This is a genomic window from Paraburkholderia sp. RL17-347-BIC-D, from assembly GCF_046027915.1.
In the GTDB taxonomy this organism is placed as follows: Bacteria; Pseudomonadota; Gammaproteobacteria; order Burkholderiales; family Burkholderiaceae; genus Paraburkholderia.
Genome location: NZ_JARESS010000199.1, coordinates 1 through 893, shown reverse-complemented (window position 1 = coordinate 893; position 893 = coordinate 1). Strand labels below are relative to the sequence as shown.

Genomic DNA, 893 nt, shown 5'->3' with positions numbered 1-893 from the left:
CTTTTCATCAGCATTGCTGTGCCACTGACGGTGCGCGGAATGGGGCCGCTCTGGTTGACCACTTTCAGCAACATGCAGGAACGCATCCTTGCGCTTCAGGTCTTCACGGTAGCCGCCCTGTCTATCGCGCTCCCCATCACGGTGTTGCAAGTTCAACGCAATCGACTCGTTTCTCTGGTCATCGACGGTCATCGCAGATTTCGCCAGTTAGCTGAACACTCCGACGAGGTCATTATTCAACTCGCTTCGAACGGCGAGTTCCAGTATGTATCTCCCCGCGTAAGACATACCCTTGGATACGAGCCCCACGACCTGGTTGGATGCAAAATAGAACGGATGGTCCATCAGGATGACTGGCACCGCCTCAAGCAGGCGATGACAGCTGCGAGCACAGAGCACATGGAGGCGTCTGTCGAATACCGGTTACGGCGCAGAGACCAGTCTTTCATATGGGTCCGGAGCTTCATTGCCGCGATGCCCGCCGAACCGACTGACGGACACGCAGCGATGGCGTTTACCGTCAGGGACATTAATACCCGCGTATTGTCCGAACAACGTCGAAATGCGGAAGAAGAGAAGTTGAAGCAGTTGGCCTACGTCGATAGTCTCACCGGGCTTGGGAACAGACGCTTCTTTGATGCCGAGTTCAATTCATATTTTGCACCGGGAACTGCGGCTGTTCTGGAGACGGCGGTACTATTTATCGACGTAGATTTCTTTAAGAAGTACAACGACAGGTATGGACATTCGGCTGGCGACGAGTGTCTAAAGACTGTTGGCAAATGCATCAAGGCAGCGATACGAGACGGCGACCTGCTTGCTCGATATGGCGGCGAAGAGTTCGTTGTCGCGCTTAGTGGCTGTTCGTATGCCGAAGCAGTCGAAGCAGCCGA

The 893-nt window shown here is 54.3% G+C and carries 1 protein-coding gene; it reads left to right on the top strand.

Annotation, left to right across the window (positions count from 1 at the left end; genetic code table 11):
- On the top strand, window positions 1–893 hold an 893-nt coding region (locus P0D96_RS48140; protein ID WP_408321386.1), incomplete at both ends, for a GGDEF domain-containing protein.